A 25,083-nucleotide genomic window follows, 5' to 3' on the forward strand; every position below is an offset into this window, starting at 1 on the left:
TTGAGGGAACCATGACACGTAATCGTACAAAAGTGTGGGATCTAAATTACGTCACTGTAATTATGTCGCAGACCACTTAGTCGATGCGGGTGGATCCCGAACTTCTGCGTGGGTTTGCCAGTCAGGTCGACGCTGCTTCGACTACGATTGGGGCTGCTCACGTGGGGCGCACAGTGTCGACGGCCGGCGACGGACTTCCCGGTTCGACGACGCAGTGGGCGGCACGCCTTGTCGGCGACTACCTTGCCTCGGTCGAGGGCAAGATCGCCAAGAATGTCAGCGACATGGGGACGGCCGTGCGTGGTGCCGGTGATCGATACGAGGTCGAAGACGACGCATTGGCCGCGAAGTTCAAGGGCATATTTCACTGATGCTGCCGTCCCGATCGCGGTTGCAAAGCTGGAACCCGGGCTCGCTGTCGCTGGCTGGGTCCGCGGTTAGCACCGGAGGCGGATCGGTGTACGGCGCAGTACGCACGCTTGATGACGAGTGCGACAGGCTGCCCGAGGCGCGGACTTGGCAAGGTCAGGCCCATGACGCGGCGACAGCCATGTTTCGTCGGGCGACTCAACACGCGTCCAAGTTCAAGACCTGCACCGACGGGGAGGCGTCGGCCTTGGAGAAGGGCGACCACACGATTGGAGCCGCCCGCCAGGCACTCTTGAGGAAGGCCGATGAGGTCGATCAAGGCGAGTTGCAAGTGACCGACCAATGGGTGGTGCTAATCAAGCCCGCGCGCATGTCAGCGGAGAAGGCGGCTCAGCTGCAAGAGCAAGCCAACCAAGAACAAGCGGAGATCAACCGGCTTTTGATCGCGGTCGGTGATGCCGACGACGGCACTGCTGCAGCGATACAGGCCGCCGCCAAGGACCTTGGCTTCCAACCGCCCGACCGGAATTCGCCGTTTTATGGCATGAAGCAGGGCGAGATACCGCCTGGCGACGAAGTGCCAGACCCTCGGTTGCCAGCGGGTCGGGTGCAGCAGGAGATGATTCGCGACCAGGACATGGCGACGACGGTCCGTGACACCCGCGAGTACACGGACACCGACGGGCACCGCCATAAGACGTTAACAATGCTGGACGGCAGCAGGCACGAAATCTCCGAATGGGGCACCCTTGATCCATCGGTCAATGACATTTATTACGACAAGAATGGTAAACTGATTTCGGATACTTTGTCGCAGACTCAATATAACGGAGTTAAGGCGACTACGATCAAATTTGGGGATGGAACGACCGTTGCAATGACCTGCACACCAGACGGAAAGTGCGCGGGCGGCGTAACAACTGCCGATGGTAGACATGGCGTCTTGCCAGAGGAGTTCTTTAGCCATCCGGCGCTCACGACAGTAGGCGGAGCTCTCACCGGATTGGAAAAGCAAAGTGAGCGTGGAATTCCGCAGCTTACCCCAAAGTCGGTGGAGAATGTCGGGAAAGCTGCCAAATTTGGGGGAGCGACTCTAGGGATCGCGACTGCAATCTACGATACGGTGAAGGCGCCTACACTCCGCGAAGCTTGCGTTGCAACGTTTTCGGGAGCTGCCGGAATCGGTGGCGGGGAAGTCGGCGGAACATTGGCGGCAGCAGGAATAACGGCGTTGGGCAATCCAGAATTAGCTCCTGTGTTCGCTATGGGAGGGAATATGCTTGGCGGATGGACCTTCGGGTACGTTGGCGGCATAGTCGGTAATGTGGTCTGCCGCCCGTGAAGCTACTCATGGTTGCGTTCCTCTGCGTGATATTTTTTGGTGGCATAGGACTCCTTTGCTCGACATGGGCTGTTATCAGCATAGCGCGTGGCGAATTCTTAACCGGTATAGTAGTTCTGGGATTTGCGATGTTTTCTTTTGGGCTGGTTGTCCCTTTCGTCAAGGTCCTGCCGCAGAAGATAATCGCGCGCGGAGCATTCGATGCCGCGGGAACCACGATCTGGCCCGATAGAGGTATTGACATTCCTGTTCAATTGTCGTTGGTCGGCTTGGTCGTTGCTATGGCGCTCTTTGCGACGTTCGCACCGCTCGGCGAGCTGGACATACCGACGCCACACACGATGCGGTATTACTTGCCATTCATTAGTGCGGCTGGCGCAGTGGCCGGCGCCCCGATCGTGTGGCGGAATTTCAAGCGCGGCGCGACCAAGTATCTGCGTCTAACGCCGAAGGGATTCGAGATCGCGCAGGGTTGGTCGCCGTCGCGCGGTGAGTGGGAGCAGATTGAGGATGTCACCGACAAAGTGCCTGGACAGGCTACGCCGGCAGAGAGCGCAGTCGTCATAGTGATGGCTGACGGACATGCGACGACACTAGCGGCGGGTTCGTTCACTCCCAATGGACGTGCGTTGCGCCAGTTGGTGCGCTTCTACTGGCAACATCCCGACCGTCGCGGCGAACTCACCGATGGCCGAGCTCTTGAGCGGCTTCGCAACGAAGACTTTAAAGTCAGCCGGTAAGCGCCGGCAGGTTGCCCTGTGATCCGGTGTCCGGCTGCCCCTGAGCTTTTGAGCGGAAGGCGACACACCAAATGCACGATGGACCGGCTGGCACGTTGAGAACAGACGCTGCGTCGCACCGATCACAGCGCCGGTGGTGGGTCATCGGTCTGGCAGTTGTAGTCGCCGTAGCGGCGCTGGCCGCTGGAGCATTTATCGTTGTCGGCCAAAGGGTCGACGGTAAATCTCAAGCCTCATCGATACCTGGGGTTCCACAACAGGTGTTGTTGACGTCCTCGATGAGACAGCAACCGGTACAGGGGTGGAAGATCAGTGCTACCCAACTGGGGTTACCTCCAGGCACAGTTGTCAAGGCACTACGGAATGTGGGCGACCGAGGATACTTTCTCGGCATCACGGCCAAAGGCTGGTGGCTAGTCGGCATCGATGTCGGCATTGGGCGTCGCCTGTTTGCGCCGGTCCCGTTGGGCACAGCTGAAAATGCCTTGGGCATCGACTGTTTCGTCAACGGACCTATCGATGTTTTGTGCATCCGCGACGAGCGTGATCCCAACCAACAGGCGCGGACATGGGTTGTAGACGCGCAAACTGGAAACATAGTCTTCGACGCTGTTAGCGATCTACGAATGCGGCCAGCTGAAAAACATCCTCAGGTGATCCAAGTCGGCAATTATGTTGTCGCAGAGGCGGGCAGGTCGGGCGTTCATGGTGTCGGACGGCACGCCGAGCTCACTTGGTTCGTTCCTGGTGATGGGGTATTGAAACAATCCGAGGCGTGGGGCCGAGACGTTGCGCCTCAGACGCTCGCTGTCCAAGGTGGCGCCGGCTTGGGGGACGTCGTGTTTTCGGTCTCGGACGGCAAGCTGGTGAAACCATCGTTGCCAGACAGCTCGCAGTTGGGGCGCGCGATCGTCTATCCCAACGGTTTCGGGTACGAGTACACCGGTCCTGACAAGTTAGATCGAGTTGCGTTCTTCGACAACTCGGGGGCGAGATTGAGTCGACCGGAGCTGACTGGCACTCTTCGCACCGGCTCTCTCGACGTGCCGATGATAGAGACTGAGTCGAAAGATATCGTTATGACCCTCGAAGGCCGACAACTTGTCGAAATTCCCAAATCAGAACTGACGCCTTACGCGCGCCGCATAGGAGCAAGGTTGTTCATTGCAAGCGATGAACAGCAACGTGATTGGCACCAATATGACCTCCGTACCGGAGCAAGCGGTAAGACGTGCGAGTCGGACCTCGGATTCGGCTACCTCGGATCCGATGGCGCAGTAGCCATAATCGCAGACGGCTCATCAGCTGGGGCAATAGATCTCGCGACATGCGACCCACTATGGGCACTGCCGCACGAGACACGAGAGTCGGCCATCGAGGTGTGGAAGGTCAACACCACACTTATCCAACGGACCAACGACGACCTCTTCTCCCTGGTAGCTCCGAAGTAAAGCCCTACGGGATCAGACAAACCGACGCTAAGACTACCGCGAGCGTGCGCAAAACCGGGTTTTGCCGCGGCGTGTCGGCCGGGGACACGCACGCTCGCGCGCAAAAGGGACTATGTGCCGAGGCAGACCGAGGCTTCGGCGGTGTAGCACAGGAAAGTCATGGTCTCCTGCATGTACAACTGCACGGTGTCGGCGTCGTGGGACAAGTAGCCGATCGCCAAGTCGGTGCCCAGTTGTAAGTCGAAATCGCCACCGCGAGTGGTCAATACGAATGCGCCGTCGATCGCGGGCGCCCAGATGATGTCGCCGTCGACCAGCCGGTGCAGATGCTCGCGGATCGGGTAACCGTGTTCGGTGGTCTCGCTGACCTTGGTGTACGCGTCGGCCGACAACAGCACCGAATATGGGCCGTCCACACCGGCCAAGCGCAGGCCCGAGAGTGCCTGGGAGATGACGTCGGGAAAGTCGCGGGCGTCTTCGGGCAGGGTCAGCGCGGGGTTGGAGCTCGCGCTGCGGATGCCTTCGATCGACGCCGCCGGATAGCCCTCGAAGATTGCCCGGTCTTCCACGAACGCAAGCTTTTTGGCGGCCGTCTTGACCGGATCCCAGTCGGCGTCCTGGGCGCCGCGTTCCACGTCGTCGATCTCCGCACGCGACAGCGTGAACGGAACCCGCAGCCGCACAAGCGGTTTACTGGCTCGAAGGTGTGCCTCCACGCCGTCGGTGGGCGCCTTCACGTCCTCCAGCCGCCCCGTGCCCACCGCCGCCATGGTCGGCCCACCCGGCCCGCTGACGTCGACCACCCGGCGCCCGGCGATGTGGCGCTTGAACGTCCGCGTCGCCTCCTGTTCGATTTCGGCCCAGGCGGCTTCGGTGATCGGCGCCAGCTCGCGGTAGAGGTTGTTCATTGCGGATTTCCTTTCAGACTGCCGATCGCCAGTGATCCATCCGCCGAACCGGAATCCACCGCGGGCGCGGCCGCACCCGGAAGCGGCGGCGGATCGTCCAAGAAGTCGACGGTGGGAGTAAAGAACATCCCGCCGGTGACCGCGGTGGAGAAGTCCAGAATGCGGTCGGTGTTGCCCGGCGGGTCGCCGAGGAACATGTTGCGCAGCATCTCTTCGGTGACACCCGGACTGCGTGAATAGCCAATGTAATACGTGCCGTATTCGCCCTTGCCGACCTCGCCGAACGGCATGTTGTGCCGCACGATCTTGAGTTCGTTGCCCTCGTCGTCTTCGACCTTGTTCAGCGCAAGGTGCGAGTTGGCCGGCTTGTCGTCGTCGTCGAATTCGATGTCTTCCAGCTTCGTTCGGCCGAACGCCCGCTCCTGCTCGGTGACCGACAGCGAATTCCAGCCCGCCATGTCGTGGACGTACTTCTGCACGTGCACATAGCATCCGCCCACGAACTCTGGGTCCTCGTCGCCGACCTGCGTCGAGCTCGCGGCCAACGGTCCGTCGGGATTCTCGGTGCCGTCGACGAATCCGAGCAGATCGCGGTTGTCGAAGAACCGGAAGCCGTGCACCTCGTCGACAACCGTCACCGCGCCGGCCATCGCGTCGATCAGCCGAGTGGCCAGCTCGAAACAGACATCCATGGTCTCGGCCCGGATATGGAACAACACGTCGCCCGGTGTGGCCGGAGCGACGTGCCGTGGGCCGTGCAGTTCGACGAACGGATGCAGTTCGGCGGGCCGCGGACCCGCGAACAATCGGTCCCAGGCGTCGGATCCGATCGAGGTGACCACCGACAGTCTTTTCGCCGGATCGCGGAATCCGATGGCGCGCACCAGCCCGGAGACGTCCGGCAGCGCGTCGTGCACGGTCTCCTCGCCGCCTTCGTTGATGGTGACGACAAGAAAGATCGCGGCCGGTGTCAACGGAGCAAGAACCGGTTGCGGCTGCACCGGGATCTCTAAGGCCACGAGTTCGACCCTAACGTCCCGGCCGGTGCCGTGATGAAAGGATTGGGGACATGGCGGCGACGGCACCAGGGCTGTGCGAATTTATCGACGCGTCGCCGTCGCCGTTCCACGTCTGCGCGACCGTGGCCGAACGGCTGCGCGCAGCCGGATACACCGAACTGGCCGAGGCCGACGCATGGCCGCGCACGGGCGGCCGTTTCTTCACCGTGCGAGCGGGCTCGCTGGTGGCCTGGAACAGCGGCGCCGACGGCCCGTTTCGGATCGTCGGCGGCCACACCGACAGCCCCAATCTGCGGGTCAAGCAACACCCCGACCGTCAGGTCGCCGGGTGGCAGATGGTCGCGCTGCAGCCCTACGGCGGAGCTTGGCTGAACTCGTGGCTGGACCGCGATCTCGGTGTCAGCGGGCGGCTGTCGACAAGCGACGGCACTCACCGGCTGGTCCGGATCGAGGAGCCCATCCTGCGGGTGCCGCAGCTGGCCATTCACCTGGCCGAGGACCGCAAGTCGGTCACGCTGGATCCCCAGCGTCACGTCAACGCGGTATGGGCGACGGGTGAGACGGAGTCGTTTCTCGACTACGTCGCCGAGCACGCCGGTGTCGATCCCGGCGATGTGCTGGGCTTCGACCTGATGACCCACGATCTGACGCCCTCGACGGTGTCGGGGGTCAATGGCCAGTTCGTCAGCGCGCCGCGGCTGGACAACCAGGCGACCTGCTATGCGGCGACGGAAGCCTTCCTGGGCGCGCCGCCGAGCGGACACCTGCCGGTGCTGGCGCTGTTCGACCACGAGGAGGTCGGCTCCACCTCTGATCACGGCGCCAACTCCGAGCTGCTGCTGACGACGCTGGAACGGATCGTGTTGGCGGCGGGCGGCGGTCGCGAGGACTTCCTGCGCCGTCTCCCCGGCTCGATGGTGGCCTCCGGCGACATGGCCCACGCCACCCATCCCAACTACCCGGACCGCCACGAGCCCGGCCATCAGATCGCCGTCAACGCCGGACCGGTCCTCAAGGTGCAGCCCAACCTGCGCTACGCCACCGACGGCCGCACCGCCGCGGCGTTCGCCTTGGCGTGCCGGCAGGCCGGCGTTCCGCTACAGCGTTACGAGCATCGGGCCGACCTGTCTTGCGGCTCCACGATCGGCCCGATGACGTCGGCCCGGACCGGCATCCCGACCGTCGACGTCGGTGCCGCCCAGCTGGCCATGCACTCGGCGCGGGAACTGATGGGCGCCCACGACGTCGCCGGCTATGCGGCGGCTTTGCAGGCGTTCCTGTCACCCGCCTGACCTACGTTACGTTCGACTACACTGATCCCGCGAAGCTGGCACGGCTGGTGGGCCGAGAGGTTCGACGGTAAGGCGCAGGAGCTGATCCCGGGCCAATTCGTTGCCGTGATCCGGCCCGAAGGACCACGACTCGGTTTTCAGAAGGTGCCCGATCCCAGGCCGGGAAAGAACCGGGTGCACTTGGATTTCAGCGCCGCCGACGTGGACGGCGAGGTTGCGCGGCTGACAGCCGCCGGCGCCACCGAGGTCGACCGGCACAGCATAGGCGACAACTTCCGATGGGTGGTCATGACCGACCCCGGCGGCAACGCGTTCTGCGTCGCCGGAAACTAGCGACAGCCGCAGGGCGTGGCGCCCCGGCTCCCGTCCGATCGACATGCAAACGTCGACGGCGTGCGCTGGTCGCACGAAAGTCGACTGTGAACTGACGGCTTCCACTGTGAAACCAGGGCGGAAGAACGGCGCCGGCGCCGCCGTGGGTTACCACTCGACGCCAAGGATTCACACTCGGCCAATGAGCGAGTCGGCGAGGTAACTAAGCTGTGTCCGTGACGTCCGGCCTCACCCACGCGGTGGATACCGTCGAGCGGGCCGCAGCCACCCCCGATCAGCCGCAGCCGTTTCGCGAGCTGGGCCTCAAAGACGACGAATACCAGCGCATCCGCGACATTCTCGGGCGCCGGCCCGCCGACGCCGAGCTGGCCATGTACTCGGTGATGTGGAGCGAGCACTGCTCCTACAAGTCGTCCAAAATCCACCTGCGCTACTTCGGCGAGACGACGACCGACGAGATGCGGGCCGGGATGCTGGCGGGTATCGGCGAGAACGCCGGCGTCGTCGACATCGGCGACGGGTGGGCGGTCACCTTCAAAGTGGAGTCGCACAACCACCCGTCCTACGTCGAGCCGTATCAGGGCGCGGCGACCGGGGTCGGCGGCATTGTGCGCGACATCATGGCGATGGGCGCCCGCCCGGTCGCGGTGATGGACCAGCTGCGCTTCGGCGCGGCCGACGCCCCGGATACCCGGCGGGTGCTCGACGGCGTGGTCCGCGGCATCGGCGGCTACGGCAACTCACTGGGGCTGCCCAACATCGGCGGCGAAACCGTCTTCGACGCCTGCTACGCCGGCAACCCATTGGTGAACGCGCTGTGCGTGGGCGTGCTGCGCACCGAGGACCTGCACCTGGCGTTCGCGTCGGGCACCGGCAACAAGATCATCCTGTTCGGCGCACGGACCGGGCTCGACGGCATCGGCGGGGTGTCGGTGCTGGCGTCGGACACCTTCGCGGGTGACGAGTCCGGTCCGGGACGCAAAAAACTGCCCTCGGTGCAAGTCGGCGACCCGTTCATGGAGAAAGTGCTCATCGAGTGCTGCCTCGAGCTCTACGCCGCCGACCTGGTGATCGGGATCCAGGACCTGGGTGGAGCCGGATTAGCCTGTGCCACATCGGAATTGGCGTCTGCTGGCGACGGCGGCATGGCCATCCAACTGGACACCGTGCCGCTGCGGGCCAAGAACATGACGCCGGCCGAAGTCCTCTGCAGCGAGTCGCAGGAGCGGATGTGCGCGGTGGTCGCGCCGGAAAACGTGGACGCGTTCATGGCGGTATGCCGCAAATGGGACGTGCTGGCCACTGTGATCGGCGAGGTCACCGACGGCGACCGGCTCAAGATCACCTGGCATGGCGAGACGGTGGTCGACGTGCCGCCGCGTACGGTGGCCCATCAGGGTCCGGTCTACCAGCGGCCGGTCGCCCGCCCGCACTCGCAGGACGCGTTGAACGCCGACCGGTCCACCCGGTTGCCCCGACCGGCCACCGGCGACGAGTTGCGCGCGACTTTGCTTGCGCTGCTGGGCAGTCCGCACCTGTGCAGCCGGGCGTTCATTACCGAGCAATACGACCGCTACGTGCGCGGCAACACCGTGCTGGCCGTGCACGCCGACGGCGGCATGCTGCGCGTCGACGAAACCACCGGCCGCGGCATCGCGGTGTCCACCGACGCGTCGGGCCGCTACACGCTTCTGGATCCATACACCGGTGCCCAGCTTGCGCTGGCCGAGGCATACCGCAACGTCGCCGCCACCGGCGCCACCCCCGTCGCCGTCACCAACTGCCTCAACTTCGGCTCCCCGGAGGATCCCGGCGTGATGTGGCAGTTCGCCCAGGCGGTCCGTGGGTTGGCCGATGGCTGTGCGGCGCTTGGCATTCCGGTGACTGGCGGCAACGTCAGCTTCTACAACCAGACCGGCTCGACGCCCATCATGCCCACCCCGGTCGTCGGCGTGCTAGGCGTCATCGACGATGTGAGCCGACGCCTGCCCACCGGCATGGGCACCGAACCCGGCGAGTCGCTGCTGCTGCTCGGCGACACCCGCGACGAATTCGACGGTTCGATCTGGGCGCAGGTCACCGCCGATCATCTGGGCGGGCTGCCGCCGCAGGTGGATCTGGCCCGCGAAAAACTGCTCGCCGAGGTGCTGACCGCCGCCTCCCGCGACGGGTTGGTGTCGGCGGCCCACGACCTGTCCGAAGGCGGCCTTGCGCAGGCCGTGGTGGAATCGGCGCTGGCCGGCGAAACCGGTTGCCGCATCGTGCTTCCCGAGGGCACCGACCCGTTCGTGATGTTGTTCTCCGAGTCGGCGGGCCGGCTTCTGGTGGCCGTGCCGCGCACTGAGGAAAGCCGGTTCGTCTCGATGTGCGAGGCGCGCGGGCTGCCCGTCGCCCGTATCGGCGTCGTCGATGCAGGGTCGGATTCGGTGGAGGTCCAGGGACTGTTCACGGTGTCGTTGGCCGAGCTGCGCAGCACGTCCGAAGGGGTGCTGCCGCGACTGTTCGGGTAGCCCATGAGCGCTTCAGTCGACGACGTCACCACCGAAGCGTTACCGACCCGCGGCAGGCACCCGCTGCTCGTGTGGGCATGGAGCCTGCTGCGGCTGAAGTTCGTCGGTGTGGCGTTCGGCGCGTTGTTCTTCTGCTTGTCGTTGACGCCGTCACTGCTGCCCCGGGATTGGCTGTTTCAGGGGCTGATCGGCGGCATCAACGCGGCGTTCGGCTACGGACTGGGCGTTTTGATCGGCAAGACCGCCTACCGCGTCGTGCTGCGCAACGCCGGCTGGTGGCCGCCGCCGGCGCGGGTGCTGTTCTGGATGAAGGCGTCGGTGGTCGCCATCTCGCCGACGGCATGCGTGCTGATGCTCGTCCCCGCCGCATCCTGGCAGCGGCAGGTGTCGGCGCTGATGGGTATCGAAGGGCCGACGACGCCGGCCTACCTGCGGACCCTGATGGTCGCGATCGCCGTAAGCGCGTTGCTGGTAGCGGCATTTCGGGCCGTGATCGACGCTATCAAGCTGCTAGCCCGAATGCTGATCAGACGCTGGCACATCCACGACGAGGTGGCGTTGTTCATCGGCACCGCGATCGTGGTGGCGCTGCTGGTCACCCTGATCAACGGCGTCCTGGTGCGCGGATTCTTCGCCGGAGCCAACAAGATCTTCGAACCGCAGAACAGCGAAACACGCGAAGGCCTGACCCAGCCGACCCTACCCGAAAAGTCAGGCAGCCCAATGTCATTAGCACCGTGGGACACGCTGGGTTATCAGGGCCGCAACTTCGTCGCCACCGGCCCGCACGCCGCCGAGCTCACCCGGATCAACGGCCGGCCCGCCCGGGAACCCATCCGGGTGTATGCGGGGCTGCACACGGCCGAGGACGACGCCGGCCGCATGAAAGTCCTTGTCCGCGAACTCGAACGCACCGCCGCCTCCGACCGCAAGGTGCTGGTCATCGTCCCCACCACCGGCACCGGCTGGATCAATCCGGTGGCCGCCCGCGCGATCGAGATGATGTACAACGGCGACACCGCGATGGTGGGTGTGCAGTATTCCTATCTGCCGAGCTGGATTTCGTTTCTGGCCGACCGGCAGAAGTCGAAGGATTCCGGGCGGGCATTGGTCAACACCGTCCACGACTACTGGCAGCAACTGCCGGCCGATCACCGCCCGAAGCTGGTGCTCTACGGCGAAAGCCTGGGTTCGATGGCCGGGCAGAGCGCATTCGGTTTCCTACCGGATATTCCGAGGATGGGTTTCGACGGCGTGCTGTGGGTCGGTCCGCCGCACGAAAGCCCGCTATGGCATGCGCTGATGGTACGACGCGACCCCGGCACCCCCGAGGTGCTACCGCGTTACGACAACGGGCGGACCGTGCGGTTCTCCGAGGCCGTCACCAGCGACGACGTCGCCCGCATCGCCGCGCCTCCGTGGGACGGCACCCGAGTGCTGTTCCTGCAGCACCCGTCTGACCCCGTCGTCTGGTGGTCGCCCGACCTGTTGTTCTCCCGGCCCGACTGGCTGGTCGAACCGCCCGGCCAGGATCGCACCGCGGCGATGAGTTGGTATCCCGTGGTGACGTTCTGGCAAGTCAGCGCCGACCTGACCGATGCCGAGAGCATGCCCGGCGGCCATGGTCACAACTACGGCGACATCGTGCTCGACGGCTGGGCCGCGGTGGCCCCGCCGGAGGGCTGGCAGCCAAGCGACACCGAACGCATTCGGACTGCGCTGAAACAGACCGAAAGCGCCGACGGACCCGAACACTGATGCGCTCCAATGGTTTTCGGGCCGTTTCGCTGGCGGGGGCTCTAATCGGCTGGAGCTTTGTCGGTCCCCGGGTCCGGATGCCGTGGCGTATTGTGGCGCAATCCGGTCTGGCGGGGCTGCTGGTCCTGGTGACCCGTGCGCCGTTGGGGCTGGCTCCGCCGCGGCTGTGGGCGGGATTGCGGATCGGGGTCGCGGCGGCGCTGCCCGCGGCGACCGGTGTCGCGAGCACGACAGCGGTGCCGGTGGTGCGGTTGTCGATGGCCGACCGGGAGCTGCCGCGGCCGACGCCGCTCTGGCTGCTGCTGCGGATACCCGTGGGCACGGTCTGGGCAGAGGAGGCCGCGTACCGCGGGGCGTTAGGTGCTACGGCCAGAACAGCTTTCGGTGAAACACGTGGACGGCTGTTGCAGGCAGCCGCGTTCGGGCTCTCGCATATCGCCGATGCCCGCGCCACCAGCGAACCGGTGCTGCCCACGGTGGTGGCCACCGGCATCGCCGGCTGGGTATTCGGTTGGCTCGCCGAGCGTTCCGGCAGCCTGGCGGCCCCGATGCTGGCACATCTGGCGATCAACGAGGCCGGGGCAGCCGCGGCGCTGGCGGTGCAGGCGTATGGCCGCGCGTCGTAAAGCCGACCCGGCCCAGACCCGGCAAGCGGTCCTGGCTCTCGGGGAGTGGCTGCGCGACGACAGTCGGCCCGCGCCCGACCGCGCCGAATTGGCTGCCGCGGTGCGGCTCACCGCCCGGACCCTGGCCGAGCAGGCGCCCGGCGCCAGCGTCGAGGTCCGCATTCCGCCGTTCGTTGCCGTCCAGTGTGTCGCCGGGCCGCGGCACACCCGCGGCACCCCGCCCAACGTCGTCGAAACCGATCCGCGCACTTGGCTGTTGTTGGCCACCGGGCTGCTCACGGTTTCCGACGCCCAGGCCACCGGCGCACTGCGCCTGTCCGGTTCCCGGGCCGGCGACATCGCGGCCTGGCTACCGCTCGTGAACTTGTGACTCTTGTGGCGCACGCGACGGCTGAAACCTCCTGGAACGATCCTTCGCGTAAAGCCGTTAGCACAGTGCGCAACACGCTCGTCCGATTCGGTGACTCGACGGTCGTCCCCGTAGACTCCGTTACGTCACCAATCGCGCCCCAGGGAGCCGCCACACCGTGACCGCCCAGCAGCCGCTGCCCGAGGAAAATCCGCCCGGCGAAGAGTGCGGCGTATTCGGTGTATGGGCGCCCGGCGAGGAAGTCGCCAAGCTGACCTACTACGGCCTGTACGCATTGCAGCACCGCGGGCAAGAAGCCGCCGGCATTGCGGTCGCCGACGGGTCGCAGGTGCTGGTGTTCAAGGACCTCGGCCTAGTCAGCCAGGTGTTCGAGGAGCAGACACTGGCGGCCATGGAAGGCCACGTGGCGATCGGGCACTGCCGCTACTCCACCACTGGCAACACCACCTGGGAAAACGCGCAACCAGTGTTTCGCAACACCGCGGCAGGCACCGGGGTGGCGCTCGGACATAACGGCAACCTGGTCAACAGCACCGCGCTGGTCGGCAGGGCCCGCGACGCCGGGCTGATCAACACACGGGTGCCCGGCGCGGCCACCACCGACTCCGACATCCTTGGCGCACTGCTCGCCCACGGGGCGGCCGATTCCAGCCTGGAGCAGGCGGCCCTGGAACTGCTGCCGACCGTGCGCGGGGCGTTCTGCCTGACGTTCATGGACGAAAACACCCTCTACGCGGCCCGCGACCCGCACGGGGTTCGGCCGTTGTCGCTGGGCCGGCTGGACCGCGGCTGGGTGGTGGCGTCGGAAACCGCTGCGCTGGACATCGTCGGCGCCTCGTTCGTGCGGGACATCGAACCCGGTGAGCTGCTGGCGATCGACGCCGACGGGGTGCGCTCCAGCCGCTTCGCCAACCCGACCCCGAAGGGGTGCATCTTCGAATACGTCTACCTGGCGCGTCCGGACAGCACGCTCGCCGGCCGGTCGGTGCACCGCGCGCGGGTGGAGATCGGCCGCCGGCTGGCCCGCGAATGCCCGATCGACGCCGACCTGGTGATCGGCGTTCCGGAGTCGGGCACTCCGGCAGCGGTGGGCTATGCGCAGGAGTCCGGCATCCCGTACGGCCAGGGCCTGACGAAGAACGCCTACGTGGGGCGGACATTCATCCAGCCCTCGCAGACCATCCGCCAACTCGGCATCCGGCTCAAGCTCAACCCGCTCAAGGAGGTCATCCGCGGCAAACGGCTCATCGTCGTCGACGACTCGATCGTGCGGGGCAACACCCAGCGCGCGCTGGTGCGGATGCTGCGGGAGGCCGGCGCCGTCGAGGTGCACGTGCGGATCGCGTCGCCGCCGGTGAAGTGGCCCTGCTTCTACGGCATCGACTTCCCGTCGCCGGCCGAGCTCATCGCCAACGCCGTCGAGGACGAAGACGAGATGCTCGAGGCGGTACGCCATGCCATCAACGCCGACACGCTGGGCTACATCTCACTGCGCGGCCTGATCGCGGCCACCGAGCAGCCCACCTCGCGGTTGTGCTCGGCCTGCTTCGATGGCCAGTACCCGATCGAACTGCCCAGCGAAACGGCGCTGGGCAAGAACGTCATCGAGCACATGCTGGCCACCGCGGCACGCGGGGCGGCGGCGCAGAGCGCCGAGGTATCCCCGGAGGCCGAGGAGGCATCCGTGCTGCGGCACCCGTAGCCGATGGCGGCGTGGGTGCCGACCGGTAGCCTTGATCGCGATGACTGCAAAAGACCCCGGTAATCAGGGCATTACCTACGCTGAAGCAGGGGTAGACATCGAAGCCGGCGACCGCGCCGTCGAACTGTTCAAGCCGTTGGCGTCGAAAGCCACCAGGCCCGAGGTCCGCAGCAAGCTGGGCGGTTTCGCCGGATTGTTCGCGTTGCGCGGCGGCTATCGGGAGCCGCTGCTGGCGGCGTCCAGTGACGGTGTGGGCACCAAGCTGGCCGTCGCTCAGGCGATGGACAAGCACGACACCGTGGGCCTGGACCTGGTCGCGATGGTCGTCGACGACCTGGTGGTCTGCGGCGCCGAACCGCTGTTCCTGTTGGACTACATCGCGCTGGGCCGAATCGTGCCCGAACGGCTCAACGCGATTGTCGCCGGCATCGCCGACGGGTGCATGCGAGCGGGCTGCGCATTGCTCGGCGGCGAGACCGCCGAGCACCCGGGCCTGATCGAACCGGACCACTACGACATCTCGGGCACCGCCGTCGGCGTGGTCGAGGCCGACGACGTGCTGGGCCCCGAGCGCGTCAAGCCCGGCGACGTCATCATCGCGATGGGATCGTCCGGACTGCATTCCAATGGATATTCGCTGGCCCGCAAGGTCCTGCTGGAGATCGACCGGATGAACCTGGCCGGCTATGTCGAGGAGTTCGGCCGCACACTGGGCGAAGAGCTGCTCGAGCCCACCCTGATCTACGCCAAGGATTGTCTGGCCCTGGCCGCCGAAACCCACGTCCGCACCTTTTGCCACATCACTGGCGGCGGGCTGGCCGGCAACCTGGAACGCGTCATACCGCACGGGCTGGTGGCCGAGGTCGACCGCGGCACCTGGACGCCGGCGCCGGTGTTCGCGATGATCGCGCAGCGTGGACGCGTGACGCGTGCGGAGATGGAGAAGACGTTCAACATGGGCGTCGGCATGGTCGCGGTCGTCGCGCCCGAGGACACCGACCGGGCCCTGGCAATCTTGACCGCGCGGCACTTGAACTGCTGGGTGCTGGGCACCGTCAGCAAGGGTGGAAAAGAAGGCCCCCGAGCCAAGCTCGTCGGGCAGCACCCGAGGTTTTAACCAACGGCGCTAGCGACGCCACTCGTCTTCGTCGGCCCAGGGGTCGCTCGGAAACGGCTCCCCCCCGTCGCGCTGGGCGGCGTCGTCGGCGCTCGACCCGGACAGCTCGCGCTGAAGCCGCTCGAAATCGGTCTGCGGGGTGCTGTACTTCAGTTCTCGAGCAACCTTGGTCTGCTTCGCCTTAGCCCGGCCGCGGCCCATGGGGGAACCCCCTCGCGCAATAACGGAGCGGCCCAAGAGAAGGCGGCTCCGATCTGTCAGTGAATTTATTGTCCTATCGACAGTTTACCGTGCCCCGCGGGTGCGTGCTGGCCTGCCCTACCCACCGGTACGACGGTCACCGGCTGGTGCCGCGCAGCCGCTCGACGGCCGCCCGTCCGGCGCCCACCGCATCGGGCGGGGGCATGGAATCGGGATCGATCACCGCGGTCACGCCGGCGTCGGCGCCCGTGACCAATTCGGTGTCAGCGGGTAACCCGCGTTTGAGCAGCGCCAGCGCCACCGGGCCGAGGTCGACATGGTCGACGACGGTTCCCAGCCGGCCCACCGAGCGCCCGTTGGCCTGCACCGCATCGCCCGTGGATGGCCGATCCGCCGAGCCGTCGAGGTGCAAGAGCACCAGCATGCGCGGCGGTTTGCCGAGGTTGTGCACGCGCGCGATGGTCTCCTGCCCCCGATAGCAGCCCTTGTCCAGGTGAACCGCGCCCAGCCCCGGGCCGCCGATCCAGCCCACCTCGTGCGGAATCGTGCGCTCGTCGGTGTCGACTCCGAGCCGTGGGCGCACGGCCGCCACCCGATGCGCTTCGTAAGCCCACACCCCGGCTGGCCGAATCTTGGCTTGCACCAAGCGGTTTCGCCACTCTGGCGCCTCATCGCGCGGCACCACCAAGTCCAGCTCGACCTGGCCCGCCTGCGCGCTGGGCATCCGCCGCAGGAAGCCTCCGCCCGGGAGCGCCGCGGCCGTCATCCCGGCGGGCAATGCGTCGACGCCGAGAGCGTCGAGAACCGGTCGCTCGGCCAGCCGCGGACCCAGCAGCGACAGCACCGCGAGGTCGGCGGCAGCGGGACTCACGTCGGACCAGAACACCATCTTGCGCAGGTAGTCCAGCAGCGGCTCGCCGCGCCAGGGCTCGGTGTCGAGGTAGGTGATGCCGCCCAGCTCGGTCTGGATCCAGTGGTCCTCGACGCGGCCCTGCCCGTCCAGGCTGAGGTTCTCGGTGCTGGCGCCGTCGGGCAGCTCGCTGACGTGCTGGGTCGAGATGCTGTGCAGCCAGGTCTGCCGGTCGCCGCCGGTCAGCGTGATCACCTTGCGATGCGAGCGATCCATCAGCACGGCGTCGGATTCAGCCGCGCGCTGCTCGCCCAGCGGGTCGCCGTAATGCCAGGTCACACCGGCGTCCGGACCGGTCGAGGGGGCGGGAACTGCAGCCACATCTCAACTCTACGGGCCCGCCAAGGCCGCCCCGGCCCCGCGAACGTGAAGCCAGTTTCACAGTCGTCGACGAGGGTGAACCTAGCTCTACAGGCGCCGCGATAGGCTCATGCTTCATGACAGACCACCCGGGCGTGGTCGTCACGCTCGACGGCGAGATCCATCCGCCGGGGACGCCGCTTCTGTTCGCCGACGATCTGGCCGCGGTGCGTGGCGACGGCGTCTTCGAGACCCTGCTGGTCCGCGACGGCCAGGCGTGCCTCGTGGAGGCGCATCTGGACCGGCTGACCCTGTCGGCCAAGCTGATGGACCTGCCGGAGCCTGACGCGGCCGCTTGGCGGCACGCCATCGACGTGGCAGAGCGCAGCTGGGCGGCCGATACGAGCGACGAGGGCGCGATGCGGTTGGTCTACAGCCGGGGCAGGGAGCGCGGTTCGGCGCCGACGGCGTACGTGACCGTCAACCCGGTCGCGGCCCGGGTGGGCGCCGCACGCCGTGACGGGGTCGCCGCGATCACCCTGCCTCGCGAACTGCCCGCCACCGGCGTCGACGCGATGCCCTGGCTGCTGGCCGGCGCCAAGACCCTGTCGTACGCGATCAATATGGCCGCGCTGCGGCACGCCGGCCGGCGCGGCGCCGGCGACGTCATCTTCGTCAGCTCCGACGGCTATGTCCTCGAGGGCCCGCGGTCCACGGTGGTGATCGCCGCGGAAAATCGTTGCCTGCTGACGCCGCCGCCGTGGTATCCGATCCTGCGGGGCACTACTCAGCAGGCGCTGTTCGAAGTCGCCCGCGCGAAAGGCTACGACTGCGACTACCGCGCCCTTCGGGTATCGGATCTCTTTGATGCACAAGGGATTTGGCTAGTGTCGAGTATGACGTTGGCTGCGCGTGTCCACACCTTGGACGGCCGGTTGTTGCCGCCCGCGCCGATGGCCGCCGAATTCGCCGAGCTGGTTGACGCCGCGATTCTCAGCGATCGCTGAATTCAGTTGTGGCTCCGGCCGGTTAGCGGTACGGTCGGCCGTACACAGGGAAGGAGGTGGTCCGCAAATTGATTGGCTTATGGACTTGTGAGGTGGCTGCGCGTTAAGCGCGAGCGGCTGGAATCACCTGCGCGCGCTGGCGAATTCCCCGCAGTCACCCGGCCCCCGAGCCTCCGGTCCGTCCAACCAGGAACTACGGCTCGGGGGCCGTCCCATCTCTGGACCTGACCGCTAGCCCGCGAAGCGGGAGAGCCGTGCCGACAAGTGCGGCACCAGCCCGCCGTCGGCGTCCACCCGTTCTTCGACGTAGGCCAAGTCGCCGCCCTCGACGATGCCGTAGAGCCGCTTGGCGCCCCCGACCAGCACGCCCGTCTTACTGCACGCCAGTGCGTCGGTGACCAACTCCCACGACGACTGGTTGCGTGGCCGGCCGTAGAAGAGCTCGACGTAGCCCGCGGAGTGGGCCAGCAGCAGCTCGATGGCCTGCGACTCCCCTGCGTCGTTGGGGTCGACGACGAAGCGCCAGAAGCCGGTTTCCCGCAGGTCGTGACCGTCGTAGTCACCGGAGTCGGTGAGCCGCCACGACCGGGCCTCCCAATTCAGGTAGTCGCCGCCGTCGTGGCTGACCACGATCTGCTGGCCGAACCGGTAGTCGCCGTGGCTACCGCGACCCTCGCCTTCACCGCGCCATACGCCGACCAGTGGCAGCAACGCCAACAAGGCGTCGTGCAGGTTGGCGCCCTCGCGCAGGTTGGCGGTGTCGGCGGGGCCAGGCAGGTCGTCGAAGACCGGGATGTTGCGTGACGCGGTCACCTTGGCGCGTTCGGCGGCGGCCGCCAGCGCTCGATCGCCAGAACCGGTCCGGTCACTCACGACTCGTCGGTGATCAGCCGATACAGCGCATACAACGCGAACCAGGTGATGACCACCACGGCCGCGACCAGCATGATCTCGAAGAACAGCACCACGGCAACGAGTCTAGTGCGTCAATCCCACCGATATTCTCGGGCGACCCGCGGCGAGCATGCACGCTCGCTGGGAAACGAAGGCCCGTCAGGCGATCTTGACGTCCACCTCGTGGATGCCGGCGCCCGACGGGGTCACTACCGCGTCGCCGTTACCGGCTGCCGACAGCGCGCGCAGCGTCCAGGACCCCGGAGCGGCGAAGAACCGGAAATCACCGGTGGCCGACGCAACGACCTCGGCGGTGAACTCGTCCGAGGAGTCCAGCAGCCGCACGAACGCGCCGCCGACCGCCTGGCCGTCGCGGTCCACCACGCGGCCGGTGATGACGGTTTCCTTCTCCAGGTCGACACTGGCCGGCAACGTCTGTCCTTGCTTCGGTGCAGAGCACATATCAGCTTCCCAACTCGATCGGGGCCCCCACCAGGGAGCCGTATTCCGTCCAACTGCCGTCGTAGTTCTTGACGTTTTGGTGTCCGAGCAGCTCGCGCAGCACGAACCAGGTGTGCGACGACCGCTCACCGATCCGGCAATAGGCGATGGTCTCCTTCGACCCGTCCAGGCCGGCGTCGGCGTACAGCTTGGCCAGCTCTTCGTCGGACTTGAAGGTGCCGTCCTCGTTGGCGGCTTTGCTCCACGGCACGTTGATCGCGCCGGGAATGTGACCGGGCCGCTGGCTTTGTTCCTGCGGCAGGTGTGCAGGCGCCAGGATCTTGCCGGAAAACTCGTCGGGGGAACGGACGTCGACCAGGTTCTTGACGTTGATCGCGGCCAAAACCTCGTCGCGGAATGCCCGGATCGAGTTGTCGGGCTGCTTGGCGCTGTAGGAGGTGGCCGGACGGTTCACCTTCTCGCTCGACAGCGGGCGGCCGTCCAGCTCCCACTTCTTGCGGCCGCCGTCGAGCAGCTTGACCTTGTCGTGCCCGTAGAGCTTGAAGTACCAGTAGGCGTAGGCGGCGAACCAGTTGTTGTTGCCGCCGTAGAGGATCACGGTGTCGTCGTTGGAGATGCCGCGATCACTCAGCAGCTTGGAGAACTGCTGGGCGTCGACGAAGTCGCGGCGGACCGGGTCCTGCAGATCGGTACGCCAGTCCAGTTTGACCGCGCCGGCGATGTGGCCGGTGTCGTAGGCGCTGGTGTCCTCGTCGACTTCGACGAAGACGACGCCAGGCGTGTCGAGATTGCTCTCGGCCCAGTCAGCGGAGACTAGGACGTCGGAGCGTGCCATGGTGTGGATCCTTTCGGTTGGTTACGCAGACGCGCGACGAGCGGGTAGAGCTGGCAGCCCAGGCAGATGCCGAAGGCCGCATTGAGGAAGGCCGCCGCCAGTGCGGCCGCGGTGGCGACGGTCCCGACCAGGGGAGCGCCGGCGGCGAATCCGGCCACGCCGACGGCGGCGAAGACGAATCCGACCAGTTGGGCGAACTTCAGCGGGGCCACCGGCTCCCGCTCGCGGACCGGGCCCAGGCGCGGCGCCACCACGTTGGCGAACACCACGCCGTAGGGGTGCCGGCGAGGCCCGGCCCAGGCGCCGATCGCGAACGCGACGGCCTGCAGGCCCAGGATGACGGCGGCGGCCGGCGCGCTGATACTGGCGACAATCAGCGTCGTCACCAACACCGTGGTGGTGACCCAGGCGACGAATCGCGGTCCGCGAACGTCCACCTGGGCGGTGGTGGTGGTTTTCACTGATGTTGAGGACATATAGCTGCTCCTGTTGAGAACGGGAAGGGATGGAGGCACGCCACAAGGGCTGCTTCCGAGAGCGGCGCGGGACGGCGCTACTCAGCAGCTACAACAACAACAGCAGCAACCCGCGGTGCGGCACAGATCGACTGCGCGGCGCTTGGTGAGCACGAGCTCGAGGCGGGCGGACACGTCGGACAGCTTACCCAATGGCCCGATGGTCAAGCCAACAGCGGGGTCAGGGCCGAGCGGAGGTCCTCGGCCTTGGGAACCCCGGCGCTGCGGTACCGCTGCCGGCCGTCGCCGTCGAAGATGAACGTCGTCGGCAACGACAGCACCGAAAGGCGGCGCGCCGCAGCCGGGTTGGCATCCATGTCGATCTCCACGTGCGCCACGTCGCCGAGGTCCTCGAGATCACGGCAGACCTGGCTGACCACGCGGCGCACCCGGTCGCACGGCGCACACCAGGGGGCGCTGAAGTGCACGACGGTCGGCCCGTCCGGGGACAAGCCGAGGTCACCGGTGTAAAGGCCGGCATCGACGGCCCGCAACACGCCGGCGCGGCGGGTCACCAGCCAGCCGACGAGCACCGCCAGCGCCAACGCGGCCACGACAGCGACCAGTGCAGTAGTCATGCCTGGTTGAACCCGTCGAGCGTGATCGTTACTCCCTGGGTGATGCCCTCGATGATCACGTCGGAGCCGCGGGCGCCCTGGCTCGTCGGCGCCACCCCGAACGGCAGCCGCTGGTCGGGCAACCGCTGGCTGAACGCCGCCAGCACCGCTTCCCGCTTGTCGTCGGGCACCTTCTGATTGGCCGTGTCCGGCCCGGTCAGCACGCCTGTCGGAGTGAACACCAGGGTGGTCCGGTCGGCGCCCGCGATGGACAGATCGACCGCGACGCTGACCCGCTTGTCGAAGTGGGCCGATTTCGGGGTGCCGGTGAACACCAGTCCGTGGCTGCCGGAGATCCCGGACTCGGTGGTGCCGCCAGTGGCGTCGTTGGTCTCCTGCGCCGGCGCCTCGACCATCAGATCGGTGATCCCCATGTATCGGCCGAGGTGCACCGAGTCGATGATGATGCGGCTCTCCAGCTTGCCGATCGGCAGCTTGGCATTGGGCCGGACCAGCCACGATGCATCGGCCAGGCCGATGGAGTGCATGGTGGCCTCCAGGGTGGCCTTGCCCACCTTGGGATGGTCGACGGCGCTGGCCTTGATCTCCACTTCGTCGTAGTGGCGTCGCATGGCCTGCGGGATCACCGGGAACCCCAGGATCGCGACGAAAGGATCCGAACCCAGGTGCGCAGTGTCGCGCAGCGTGCGGGACAACCGGTATTCGGCGTAGATGGTGGTCCCGAAGTCAATGCCGACGGCGCCGATGAGCACGAGCACGATGGCCAGACCGGCCCCTGCCGCACCGATCAGCACCCTGCGCATCCGCATATTGTTGCCTACCTGTGCCGTGTGGTGATCGCGAGCCGGCGAGCCGTCGAAGCGGGTCGCCGCTGAACAGGCTCTGCATCGTCAACAGGCGAAACGCCAGGTCGCAAGTTATCGTTAGATGACCTGGCCGCTAACTACAGATCTCGTCGTGAATCCGGGAGATGCCTTTCCCACGACGCTGGAGGGGCTCGTTTGGATCTATTGCTGCTGACCGCGGAGCCGCATCCCGACTCGGTCCTGCCGTCGTTGTCGCTGCTCGCCCACACTGTGCGGACAGCGCCGGCCGACGTGTCGTCGCTGCTGGAAGCGGGCAGCGCGGACGTCGTGCTGGTCGACGCGCGCAACGATCTGCCGGCGGCGCGCGGTCTGTGCCGCCTGCTGGGCACGACGGGTCGCTCGATCCCCGTCGTCGCGGTGGTGAGCGAAGGCGGGCTGGTGGCGGTCAACGCCGACTGGGGGCTCGACGAGATCCTGCTGCCGGCCACCGGGCCCGGCGAGATCGACGCCCGGCTGCGACTGCTGGTCGGCCGGCGCGGCGGCCTGGCCGACCAGGAGAGCGCGGGCAAGATCACCCTCGGCGAGCTGGTGATCGACGAGGGCACCTACACCGCCCGGCTGCGCGGTCGCCCGCTGGACTTGACCTATAAGGAGTTCGAGCTGCTGAAGTACCTGGCGCAGCATGCCGGCCGGGTCTTCACCCGAGCGCAGTTGCTGCACGAGGTGTGGGGCTACGACTTCTTCGGCGGCACCCGCACCGTCGACGTACACGTGCGACGGCTGCGGGCCAAGCTCGGGCCGGAGTACGAGTCGCTGATCGGCACCGTGCGCAACGTCGGTTACAAGGCGGTCCGCCCGGCCCGTGGCCGGCCACCCGAGCCCGACCCCGCCGACGACGAGGAGCCGGGGCTGGACACCGACCAGGACCCGCTCGTCGACCCGCTGCGCAGCCAGTGACCGACTGGCGCTCGGAGCTGACTGCGGACGAACAGCGGCAGGTGCGTGAACTCGTCACGGCGGCAACCGAATTCGACGCCGTAGCACCTGTCGGTGAGCAGGTTTTGCGAGAGCTCGCGCATCGGCGGACCCAACATCTGGTGGTCAAGCGTGCCGACGAGGTCGTCGGCTATCTCAATCTCACTGCACCGCAAGACGAATCGGGCATGGCTGAGCTCGTGGTCCACCCGCGCGCGCGTCGACGCGGCATCGGCACCGCGTTGATACGCGCCGCATTGTCGAAAACCGATGGGCGAAACCGTTTTTGGGCGCATGGCACGTTGGAGTCGGCCCGGGCGACGGCGTCGGCGCTGGGCCTGGTGCCAGTGCGCGAACTCATCCAGATGCGCCGTTCACTCAAGGACGTCGCGGCGCCCGCTGTGCCCGACGGCGTGCGGATCCGCACGTATGCCGGTGTCGGCGACGACGACGAGCTGTTGCGAGTCAACAACGCCGCGTTCGCCACGCATCCCGAACAGAGCGGCTGGACGCCGGCCGATCTGGCCGAGCGACGCGCCGAAGCGTGGTTCGACCCCGAGGGACTGTTTTTGGCCTTCGACGAGACAACCGACAAGCTGCTGGGCTTTCACTGGACCAAGGTGCATCCGGAGGAGACCGGCCTGGGCGAGGTCTACGTCGTCGGCGTCGATCCGGCAGCGCAGGGCCGCGGGCTGGGCGGCGTGCTGACCGCGGTCGGGGTCACATACCTGGCGGATCGGCTGGCAGACACGCCGGCTCCGACGGTGATGCTGTACGTCGAATCGGACAACACGGCCGCACTGCAGACCTATCGACGGCTGGGATTTATCCAGCACAGCGTCGACACCGCCTATGCTGCGGGGGTTCCCTGACCTGTTCACCCGGTGTTCACGGATAACCGGCAGGCTCCTTCCCCGTGCACACTGCGCTGCACGACGTTCGAGAAAGGACGCGCTACACGGTGGGTAAAGCGTTGATCGCGGCGACGGTCTTGAGCCTGGTATTGGCCGGCTGCGGCAGCGACAACAACATCGGCGCCCCTGCCACGTCGTCCGCCGCGATCGACTGCGGCGGCAAAGACGCCCTGACCGGCGAGGGGTCGACCGCTCAACAAAACGCCATCGCGTTGTTCAACCAGGCCTGGACCCGGTTCTGCCCGCGCAAGAACGTGTCGTACAACCCCACCGGGTCGGGCGCCGGACGTGAGCAGTTCGTCGCCGGGCATGTCGATTTCGCCGGATCGGATTCGCCGCTGACCGCTCAGCAGACCGAGCCGGCGACCAAGCGCTGCAACGGGAATCCGGCCTGGCACCTGCCGCTGGTGTTCGGGCCGGTGGCGGTGGCTTACCACCTGGACGGCGTCAACCCGCTCGTCGTCAACGCCGACGTGCTGGCCAAGATCTTCACCGGTGCGATCACCAATTGGCGTGACCCGGCGATTGCGGCACTCAACCGCGGCGTCACCCTGCCCGACACCGACATTGCGCCGATCTACCGGTCGGACTCCTCGGGCACCACGGACAACTTCCAGAAATACCTGGCCGCCGCGGCACCGCAGAGCTGGACCAAAGGAGCCGGCAGCGAGTTTCAGGGCGGCGTCGGCGAGGGGGTGCAGAAGTCTGCTGGTGTGGTGCAGGCCGTGCAGTCCACGCCCGGCGCCATCTCCTATGTCGAGAAGGGCTTCGCCGATCAGGCCTCGCTGACTTACGCCCAGATCGACGACGGCGGCGGTGCGGTGGCGATAAGCGACGACGCGGCCCGCAACGCGATCGACGACGCCAAGTTCGCTGGCGCGGGCAACGACCTGCGGCTGGACCTGAACTCCCTCTACGGCACCAAAGCGCCGGGCGCCTACCCGCTGGTGCTGGTCACCTACGAGATCGTGTGCTCGAAAGGCTACGACCCGGGCGTTTCGACCGCGCTCAAATCCTTTCTGACCGCGGCCGCCGACTACGGTCAAAACGGTCTTTCGCCGGCCGGATACATCCCGCTGCCGGACAGGTTCAAGCAGCGCCTCGTGGCGGCGATCGGTGCGATCCAGTAAAAACCGATGGCGATGGGAT

26 protein-coding genes and 1 pseudogene are annotated in these 25,083 nt (G+C 66.6%); 16 read left to right on the plus strand and 11 right to left on the minus strand.

What is annotated here, in order from left to right:
* Positions 1-83 precede the first annotated feature (83 nt).
* From AWB95_RS22570 to AWB95_RS22585, 4 genes are all read left to right on the plus strand, one after another.
* Positions 84-371, plus strand: coding sequence for a type VII secretion target (locus tag AWB95_RS22570; RefSeq protein WP_062538768.1), 288 nt, complete (start codon positions 84-86; stop codon positions 369-371).
* Between the two features lie 86 nt (positions 372-457).
* Complete coding sequence (locus AWB95_RS22575) at positions 458-1,711, plus strand: hypothetical protein (protein WP_084706949.1); 1,254 nt, start codon at positions 458-460, stop codon at positions 1,709-1,711.
* Positions 1,708-2,451: a hypothetical protein gene (locus AWB95_RS22580; protein ID WP_085168671.1), complete on the plus strand. Its 744-nt coding sequence runs from the start codon at positions 1,708-1,710 to the stop codon at positions 2,449-2,451. Before AWB95_RS22575 ends, AWB95_RS22580 begins: the two co-directional genes overlap by 4 nt.
* Positions 2,452-2,816: 365 nt before the next feature.
* A complete protein-coding gene (locus tag AWB95_RS22585; protein ID WP_232315516.1) occupies positions 2,817-3,902 on the plus strand; it encodes a hypothetical protein in 1,086 nt (361 codons plus the stop codon).
* A gap of 110 nt (positions 3,903-4,012) precedes the next feature.
* Here the strand turns inward: AWB95_RS22585 and AWB95_RS22590 are convergent, their stop codons facing one another.
* Together AWB95_RS22590 and AWB95_RS22595 are read right to left on the minus strand one after the other, a co-directional pair.
* On the minus strand, positions 4,013-4,810 hold the full coding sequence (locus AWB95_RS22590) for a family 1 encapsulin nanocompartment shell protein (protein ID WP_062540830.1): 798 nt from the start codon (positions 4,808-4,810) through the stop codon (positions 4,013-4,015).
* On the minus strand, positions 4,807-5,817 hold the full coding sequence (locus tag AWB95_RS22595) for a Dyp-type peroxidase (protein WP_062540833.1): 1,011 nt from the start codon (positions 5,815-5,817) through the stop codon (positions 4,807-4,809). Before AWB95_RS22595 ends, AWB95_RS22590 begins: the two co-directional genes overlap by 4 nt.
* Before the next feature lie 62 nt (positions 5,818-5,879).
* Between AWB95_RS22595 and AWB95_RS22600 the strand changes: the two genes are divergently transcribed.
* The 8 genes and pseudogenes from AWB95_RS22600 (at position 5,880) to purM (ending at position 15,537) form a co-directional block, all read left to right on the plus strand.
* Positions 5,880-7,121: a M18 family aminopeptidase gene (locus AWB95_RS22600; protein ID WP_062540829.1), complete on the plus strand. Its 1,242-nt coding sequence runs from the start codon at positions 5,880-5,882 to the stop codon at positions 7,119-7,121.
* Positions 7,118-7,454: pseudogene (locus tag AWB95_RS22605) on the plus strand (VOC family protein). Before AWB95_RS22600 ends, AWB95_RS22605 begins: the two are co-directional and overlap by 4 nt.
* Positions 7,455-7,663: 209 nt before the next feature.
* Complete coding sequence (purL, locus tag AWB95_RS22610) at positions 7,664-9,964, plus strand: phosphoribosylformylglycinamidine synthase subunit PurL (RefSeq protein ID WP_180276032.1); 2,301 nt, start codon at positions 7,664-7,666, stop codon at positions 9,962-9,964.
* Between the two features lie 3 nt (positions 9,965-9,967).
* Positions 9,968-11,722, plus strand: coding sequence for an alpha/beta hydrolase (locus AWB95_RS22615; protein ID WP_062540828.1), 1,755 nt, complete (start codon positions 9,968-9,970; stop codon positions 11,720-11,722).
* Positions 11,722-12,348: an Rv0804 family intramembrane glutamic endopeptidase gene (locus AWB95_RS22620; protein ID WP_084707207.1), complete on the plus strand. Its 627-nt coding sequence runs from the start codon at positions 11,722-11,724 to the stop codon at positions 12,346-12,348. The genes AWB95_RS22615 and AWB95_RS22620 overlap by 1 nt, the downstream gene beginning before the upstream one ends.
* Positions 12,332-12,718, plus strand: a complete 387-nt coding sequence (locus tag AWB95_RS22625; protein WP_085168672.1) for a sterol carrier family protein — start codon at positions 12,332-12,334, stop codon at positions 12,716-12,718. Before AWB95_RS22620 ends, AWB95_RS22625 begins: the two co-directional genes overlap by 17 nt.
* Before the next feature lie 157 nt (positions 12,719-12,875).
* Entirely contained in the window at positions 12,876-14,420 is a 1,545-nt protein-coding gene (gene purF / locus AWB95_RS22630; protein WP_085168673.1) for an amidophosphoribosyltransferase, read from the plus strand.
* A 40-nt stretch (positions 14,421-14,460) separates the two neighbouring features.
* A complete protein-coding gene (purM, locus tag AWB95_RS22635; protein WP_062541545.1) occupies positions 14,461-15,537 on the plus strand; it encodes a phosphoribosylformylglycinamidine cyclo-ligase in 1,077 nt (358 codons plus the stop codon).
* Positions 15,538-15,546: 9 nt separating this feature from the next.
* On the opposite strand, the gene AWB95_RS22640 is transcribed toward purM, so the two are convergent.
* Positions 15,547-15,738, minus strand: a complete 192-nt coding sequence (locus AWB95_RS22640) for a DUF3073 domain-containing protein (protein ID WP_085168674.1) — start codon at positions 15,736-15,738, stop codon at positions 15,547-15,549.
* A gap of 136 nt (positions 15,739-15,874) precedes the next feature.
* Positions 15,875-16,969 (minus strand): CAF17-like 4Fe-4S cluster assembly/insertion protein YgfZ, encoded by a 1,095-nt coding sequence (gene ygfZ / locus AWB95_RS22645; protein ID WP_062541547.1) that lies wholly within the window; start codon positions 16,967-16,969, stop codon positions 15,875-15,877.
* Positions 16,970-17,103: 134 nt separating this feature from the next.
* Between ygfZ and AWB95_RS22650 the strand changes: the two genes are divergently transcribed.
* Positions 17,104-17,955 (plus strand): aminodeoxychorismate lyase, encoded by an 852-nt coding sequence (locus AWB95_RS22650; RefSeq protein WP_099539773.1) that lies wholly within the window; start codon positions 17,104-17,106, stop codon positions 17,953-17,955.
* A gap of 231 nt (positions 17,956-18,186) precedes the next feature.
* Here the strand turns inward: AWB95_RS22650 and AWB95_RS22655 are convergent, their stop codons facing one another.
* From AWB95_RS22655 to lmeA, 7 genes are all read right to left on the minus strand, one after another.
* Positions 18,187-18,828, minus strand: coding sequence for a heme-binding beta-barrel domain-containing protein (locus tag AWB95_RS22655; protein ID WP_062540960.1), 642 nt, complete (start codon positions 18,826-18,828; stop codon positions 18,187-18,189).
* Positions 18,829-19,008: 180 nt separating this feature from the next.
* Complete coding sequence (locus tag AWB95_RS22660; RefSeq protein ID WP_045374431.1) at positions 19,009-19,311, minus strand: DUF1416 domain-containing protein; 303 nt, start codon at positions 19,309-19,311, stop codon at positions 19,009-19,011.
* A 1-nt stretch (position 19,312) separates the two neighbouring features.
* Positions 19,313-20,146, minus strand: coding sequence for a sulfurtransferase (locus tag AWB95_RS22665; protein WP_062540961.1), 834 nt, complete (start codon positions 20,144-20,146; stop codon positions 19,313-19,315).
* Positions 20,125-20,622 carry a DUF4395 domain-containing protein gene (locus AWB95_RS22670; RefSeq protein WP_085168676.1) on the minus strand — a complete coding sequence of 166 codons (498 nt, stop codon included), beginning with the start codon at positions 20,620-20,622 and terminating at the stop codon, positions 20,125-20,127. Before AWB95_RS22670 ends, AWB95_RS22665 begins: the two co-directional genes overlap by 22 nt.
* 81 nt (positions 20,623-20,703) lie before the next feature.
* Positions 20,704-20,796, minus strand: a complete 93-nt coding sequence (locus tag AWB95_RS24200; protein WP_371685602.1) for an Ms5788A family Cys-rich leader peptide — start codon at positions 20,794-20,796, stop codon at positions 20,704-20,706.
* Between the two features lie 29 nt (positions 20,797-20,825).
* The gene (locus tag AWB95_RS22675; RefSeq protein ID WP_062541388.1) at positions 20,826-21,239 is read right to left on the minus strand and encodes a thioredoxin family protein; all 414 of its coding nucleotides are present in this window, start codon (positions 21,237-21,239) and stop codon (positions 20,826-20,828) included.
* Complete coding sequence (gene lmeA, locus AWB95_RS22680; RefSeq protein ID WP_062541387.1) at positions 21,236-22,048, minus strand: mannan chain length control protein LmeA; 813 nt, start codon at positions 22,046-22,048, stop codon at positions 21,236-21,238. The genes AWB95_RS22675 and lmeA overlap by 4 nt, the downstream gene beginning before the upstream one ends.
* A 192-nt stretch (positions 22,049-22,240) precedes the next feature.
* On the opposite strand from lmeA, the gene AWB95_RS22685 reads away from it, so the two are divergent.
* The 3 genes from AWB95_RS22685 to pstS all read left to right on the plus strand — a co-directional run bounded on the left by AWB95_RS22685 (position 22,241) and on the right by pstS (position 25,064).
* Positions 22,241-23,002, plus strand: coding sequence for a winged helix-turn-helix transcriptional regulator (locus AWB95_RS22685; protein ID WP_062541071.1), 762 nt, complete (start codon positions 22,241-22,243; stop codon positions 23,000-23,002).
* Positions 22,999-23,892, plus strand: a complete 894-nt coding sequence (gene mshD, locus AWB95_RS22690; protein ID WP_062541070.1) for a mycothiol synthase — start codon at positions 22,999-23,001, stop codon at positions 23,890-23,892. Before AWB95_RS22685 ends, mshD begins: the two co-directional genes overlap by 4 nt.
* Positions 23,893-23,981: 89 nt before the next feature.
* The gene (pstS, locus tag AWB95_RS22695; protein ID WP_232315726.1) at positions 23,982-25,064 is read left to right on the plus strand and encodes a phosphate ABC transporter substrate-binding protein PstS; all 1,083 of its coding nucleotides are present in this window, start codon (positions 23,982-23,984) and stop codon (positions 25,062-25,064) included.
* The last annotated feature ends 19 nt before the right edge of the window (positions 25,065-25,083 follow it).

It is taken from the genome of Mycobacterium celatum (genome assembly GCF_002101595.1).
GTDB lineage: Bacteria > Actinomycetota > Actinomycetes > Mycobacteriales > Mycobacteriaceae > Mycobacterium > Mycobacterium celatum.

Coding starts and splice junctions, on each gene's coding strand:
- AWB95_RS22670 (WP_085168676.1), bottom strand. CDS start 20,622: ATGTCCTCAACATCAGTGAAAACCACCACCACCGCCCAGGTGGACGTT.
- AWB95_RS22615 (WP_062540828.1), top strand. CDS start 9,968: ATGAGCGCTTCAGTCGACGACGTCACCACCGAAGCGTTACCGACCCGC.
- AWB95_RS22675 (WP_062541388.1), bottom strand. CDS start 21,239: ATGACTACTGCACTGGTCGCTGTCGTGGCCGCGTTGGCGCTGGCGGTG.
- AWB95_RS22625 (WP_085168672.1), top strand. CDS start 12,332: ATGGCCGCGCGTCGTAAAGCCGACCCGGCCCAGACCCGGCAAGCGGTC.
- AWB95_RS22620 (WP_084707207.1), top strand. CDS start 11,722: ATGCGCTCCAATGGTTTTCGGGCCGTTTCGCTGGCGGGGGCTCTAATC.
- lmeA (WP_062541387.1), bottom strand. CDS start 22,048: ATGCGGATGCGCAGGGTGCTGATCGGTGCGGCAGGGGCCGGTCTGGCC.
- AWB95_RS22660 (WP_045374431.1), bottom strand. CDS start 19,311: ATGTGCTCTGCACCGAAGCAAGGACAGACGTTGCCGGCCAGTGTCGAC.
- purM (WP_062541545.1), top strand. CDS start 14,461: ATGACTGCAAAAGACCCCGGTAATCAGGGCATTACCTACGCTGAAGCA.
- AWB95_RS22665 (WP_062540961.1), bottom strand. CDS start 20,146: ATGGCACGCTCCGACGTCCTAGTCTCCGCTGACTGGGCCGAGAGCAAT.
- AWB95_RS22570 (WP_062538768.1), top strand. CDS start 84: ATGCGGGTGGATCCCGAACTTCTGCGTGGGTTTGCCAGTCAGGTCGAC.
- AWB95_RS22600 (WP_062540829.1), top strand. CDS start 5,880: ATGGCGGCGACGGCACCAGGGCTGTGCGAATTTATCGACGCGTCGCCG.
- AWB95_RS22640 (WP_085168674.1), bottom strand. CDS start 15,738: ATGGGCCGCGGCCGGGCTAAGGCGAAGCAGACCAAGGTTGCTCGAGAA.
- AWB95_RS22590 (WP_062540830.1), bottom strand. CDS start 4,810: ATGAACAACCTCTACCGCGAGCTGGCGCCGATCACCGAAGCCGCCTGG.